Source organism: Rathayibacter rubneri (assembly GCF_023743255.1).
Classification (GTDB): domain Bacteria; phylum Actinomycetota; class Actinomycetes; order Actinomycetales; family Microbacteriaceae; genus Rathayibacter; species Rathayibacter rubneri.
Window position 1 is genome coordinate 1 of sequence record NZ_JAMRYM010000172.1, and the last position, 3,473, is coordinate 3,473.

Here is a 3,473-nt window from a genome sequence, read left to right on the forward strand (position 1 = left end):
GCGGCCTCCTCGGCGAGCCTGCGCTGGCGCTCGGCCTCGCGCGCGGCGACTCCCGCCTGGTACTCGGCGACGGTGCGGGACTCCGTATCGCGCAGCGCCGCGAGCTGCTGCTCGAGCACGATGCTCTGCTCCTGCTGCTCGACGAGCGCGGCCTCGGACGCCTGCTGGGCGCTCGTGGCCTCGGCGAGGGCGGCCTCGGCGGCGACCCGGAGGCGCTCGCGCTCCGTCTGCGCCACCTCGGCCTGGTCGGCCAGCGACGAGGCGGTGTTGCGGGCGGTGCTCGCCTGCTCGTAGATCGCGTTCGAGCGCTCGACCAGCTTGGTCATGTTGCCGATGCGGCCGAGCAGATCATCGGATCCGGTGCTCTCGCCGTCGAGGAAGATGTTGACGGAGAGGTCCGTGCCGGTGGTGCGGTACAGCTGGGCCGCGAGGAGGCCCGCCTGCTGCGACGCGGCGTCGGCCTCGTCGGCGCTCGCGGTCGCCTTGGTGTCGAGCGTGGTGGCGCGGTCGGCGGCGAGGTCGAACGCCTCCTGCGCCGTGAAGTACTCCTCGCCGCGCTTCTGCGCGAGCTCCTGGGCCGCGGCGACCTCGTCCTCGAGGCCGGCGATCAGCGAGGTGATGTTCTCGACCTGCGCGGCGGCGGCCTGGGTGTCGCCCTTGGCGGCCTCCACGTCGGCCCACGTCGGGTACTCCGCCGCCTGGGCGGGAGTGGCGACGAGGAGACCGGCGACGAGTGCGAGCACCGCGGACGCGAGTGCGGCGGACCGGAGCCGCCCGAGCCGTGGCGCGCCCGATGACGGTGCGGGGCGACGGCGGCGCGGGAGAGAGAGCATGGGACCTCGGGGTGATCGGGGGAACCCTCACCGCGGCAGGACGGCGCGAGCCGTCGCCGGGGGAAGGGCAATTCCGACCAACCCTAACCAAGCCCCTACCGCCGCGCCTAGAGATGCGGCAACCCCGGACGGGGTTGTTCACGTGTGCGAAACGTTCGGATTTTGCATCTGGCGCGATCATCCGTATGCTTGCGTGTCGGTAGTCATGGTGGGGTCGGCCGCAGGGTCGCCCTGCAGCTTCCGGCCCCATCGTTTAGTGGCCTAGGACGCCGCCCTTTCACGGCGGTAGCACGGGTTCGAATCCCGTTGGGGTCACGAAGACGACGCCGAGCAAGATCCGGTCGGGAACGAGCGGGTGAAAATCGAATAGCCTCGAAGGCAGTATGCTTGTCTTCGCAACGAGGCCCTGTAGCGCAGCTGGTTAGCGTGCCGCCCTGTCACGGCGGAGGTCGCGGGTTCAAGTCCCGTCAGGGTCGCAAAGGGGCCCTTCCGAGAGGAAGGGCCTTTTTCAGCGGCGGAACGTCGCAACGGCTCTGTAGCTCAGTTGGTAGAGCGCACGACTGAAAATCGTGAGGTCACGGGATCGACGCCCGTCGGAGCCACGGAAACCCTCGCCTAGCTTCTACATGGCGGGGGTTTCTTCATGTCCGGAACCGGGCCGTTCGCCCAGCCTGCCTGCGTAGCCTGATGAGGCCATGAATCCCGCCGCCTTCCCGCCGCCCGATCCGTCGACCGTCGCTCCCGACGAGGCTCCGGTCGCGCCTCCGTACGCCGCGGCGCCCAGCGGATGGCCCACGCCGACCGCGTGGCCGGCGCCCCAGCAGGCGCCCGAGCCGCAGCCGTCGATCCACGCGCCGTACTCGTCGCTCCTCTACCTCCCCGATCCGCGGGTGCGCTGGGGGCTGCCGACCGCCGTGCTCACGATCGCGGGGATCGTGGTGCCGCTCGCGGTGCTCATCCTGCTGTTCGGCTTCGGCGTGCTCCCCTACTCCCCCGCGCTGGCCTTCGCCGGCGCCTTCGGCAGCTACCTGATCGGCCTGGTCGTGCCGATCCTCGCGTCGCGGCTGCGCGGGCTGAAGTCCCTGGCCGCCGACTTCGGTCTGCGGTTCCGCTGGATCGACGTGCCGATCGGCATCGGGCTCGGGATCGCGGTGCGGATCGCCATCGTGCTGGTGCTGCTGGGCTTCTCCCCGTTCCTCCAGGACGCGCAGGGGAACCTCGAGCTCGAGCCGGATCCGCTGTGGTTCGTGCTCAGCTCCGTGGTCATCCCCGTGGTCGTCGCGCCGATCGTCGAGGAGATCCTCTGCCGCGGCGTCGTGATGCGGGCGGTGCGCAACCGCATGCTCCGCACGAGGGCCGAGGCCGCTCCCCCGACTCGGGGGCGGCGTGTCTGGGCGGCCGTGTTCAGCATCATCGCCTCCACGCTCGTGTTCGCGCTGCTGCACGGGCACCAGATGGTGAACCCGGCGACGATCGCCACGCTCGGAGTGACCACGGTCGTGGCGGGTCTCGCGCACGGCTGGATCTCGACCGTCACCGGGCGGCTCGGCGCGGCGATCATCTCGCACGCGACGCTGAACGGCACGGCGGTGCTGCTGCTCGTGCTGGTGACGGCGCTGGGCTGAACCCGGCCGGAGCGATGACTCCGGGCGGTGGGGGATCTCGATACGCCGCTGCGCGGCTACTCGATCAGCGGGGGCGCGCGTCAGACGTCGAGGGCGCGCAGCGGCGGGCGCTCGATCGGGAGCTCGCCGCGCACCTGCCGGTGCAGGCGCTCCATGTCGGAGTCCAGAGCGGCGGCCGTGCGGGCCGCGTCGGCGAGTCCGTCGAGCAGCTCCGCCGGCACCTGGCGGTCGTACTTGTAGTAGATCTTGTGCTCGAGGCTCGCCCAGAAGTCCATCGCGATGGTGCGGAACTGGACCTCGACGCAGACGTCGACGGATCCGCCCGAGAGGAACACCGGCACCTCGACGATCGCGTGCAGGCTCTTGTAGCCGTTCTCCTTGGGCGAGGCGATGTAGTCCTTCACCTCGAGCACCGTCACGTCGGGCTGCGACGTGAGCAGCTCGAAGACCCGGTAGACGTCCGAGACGAAGCTGCACGTGATCCGCACGCCCGCGATGTCGGTGATCGCTCCCGAGATGCCCTCGAACGTGGTGTCGCAGCCCTTGCGCTCGATCTTCTCGATGAGGCTGTCGGCCGACTTGAGCCGACTCGAGACGTGCTCGATCGGGTTGTAGTCCTGGAGCTCGCGGAACTCCTCCTGCAGGATCGACACCTTGGTGACGATCTCGTCCATGCCGAACTTGTACTGGAGCATGAACCGCGCGAAGTCGTCGCGCAGCGCCCGGATCTCGGCGACGGTGCCGGCGTCGAGGGCCTGCGCACCGGCGTCCGAGAGCGGAGGCAGTGCGGCGAGCGAGGGTTCGGAGGGGCGGCGATCCACAGTCGGACACCCTACGCGGGCGCAGCCAGCGGCCCGGTGTGAGCGGGAGGAGCATCTGCTCACAGGTCGCCCTGCGGCGGGAGCGGGCCGCGTGGCCATACTGGATCGTGTGAGCACCGCCGCCCCTCCGAACCCTCGCTCGCCGCACTGCCTCCGCTCTCGGACGCCGGTGCGCAGGCCCTCGACGCCGGCAC

Annotated in this window: 3 protein-coding genes and 3 tRNA genes; 4 read left to right on the forward strand and 2 right to left on the reverse strand. The window is 70.5% G+C overall.

The window, feature by feature from the left end; all coding sequences use genetic code 11:
* On the reverse strand, nt 1-743 hold a 743-nt coding region (locus NB037_RS18935), incomplete at its 3' end, for a coiled-coil domain-containing protein (RefSeq protein ID WP_504972487.1).
* A gap of 332 nt (nt 744-1,075) precedes the next feature.
* Between NB037_RS18935 and NB037_RS18940 the strand changes: the two genes are divergently transcribed.
* From NB037_RS18940 to NB037_RS18955, 4 genes are all read left to right on the forward strand, one after another.
* Nucleotides 1,076-1,148, forward strand: a tRNA-Glu gene (locus NB037_RS18940).
* An 87-nt stretch (nt 1,149-1,235) separates the two neighbouring features.
* Nucleotides 1,236-1,309: transfer RNA gene (locus tag NB037_RS18945), tRNA-Asp, on the forward strand.
* Between the two features lie 53 nt (nt 1,310-1,362).
* Nucleotides 1,363-1,435, forward strand: a tRNA-Phe gene (locus NB037_RS18950).
* Between the two features lie 93 nt (nt 1,436-1,528).
* The gene (locus tag NB037_RS18955; RefSeq protein WP_251948535.1) at nt 1,529-2,458 is read left to right on the forward strand and encodes a CPBP family intramembrane glutamic endopeptidase; all 930 of its coding nucleotides are present in this window, start codon (nt 1,529-1,531) and stop codon (nt 2,456-2,458) included.
* A gap of 80 nt (nt 2,459-2,538) precedes the next feature.
* On the opposite strand, the gene NB037_RS18960 is transcribed toward NB037_RS18955, so the two are convergent.
* Nucleotides 2,539-3,153, reverse strand: a complete 615-nt coding sequence (locus NB037_RS18960) for a GTP pyrophosphokinase (RefSeq protein WP_251948538.1) — start codon at nt 3,151-3,153, stop codon at nt 2,539-2,541.
* Nucleotides 3,154-3,473: the final 320 nt, after the last annotated feature.

Excerpts from the sequence above, each read along its gene's own strand:
- NB037_RS18955 (WP_251948535.1), top strand. The coding sequence starts at position 1,529 with ATGAATCCCGCCGCCTTCCCGCCGCCCGATCCGTCGACCGTCGCTCCC.
- NB037_RS18960 (WP_251948538.1), bottom strand. The coding sequence starts at position 3,153 with ATGCTCCAGTACAAGTTCGGCATGGACGAGATCGTCACCAAGGTGTCG.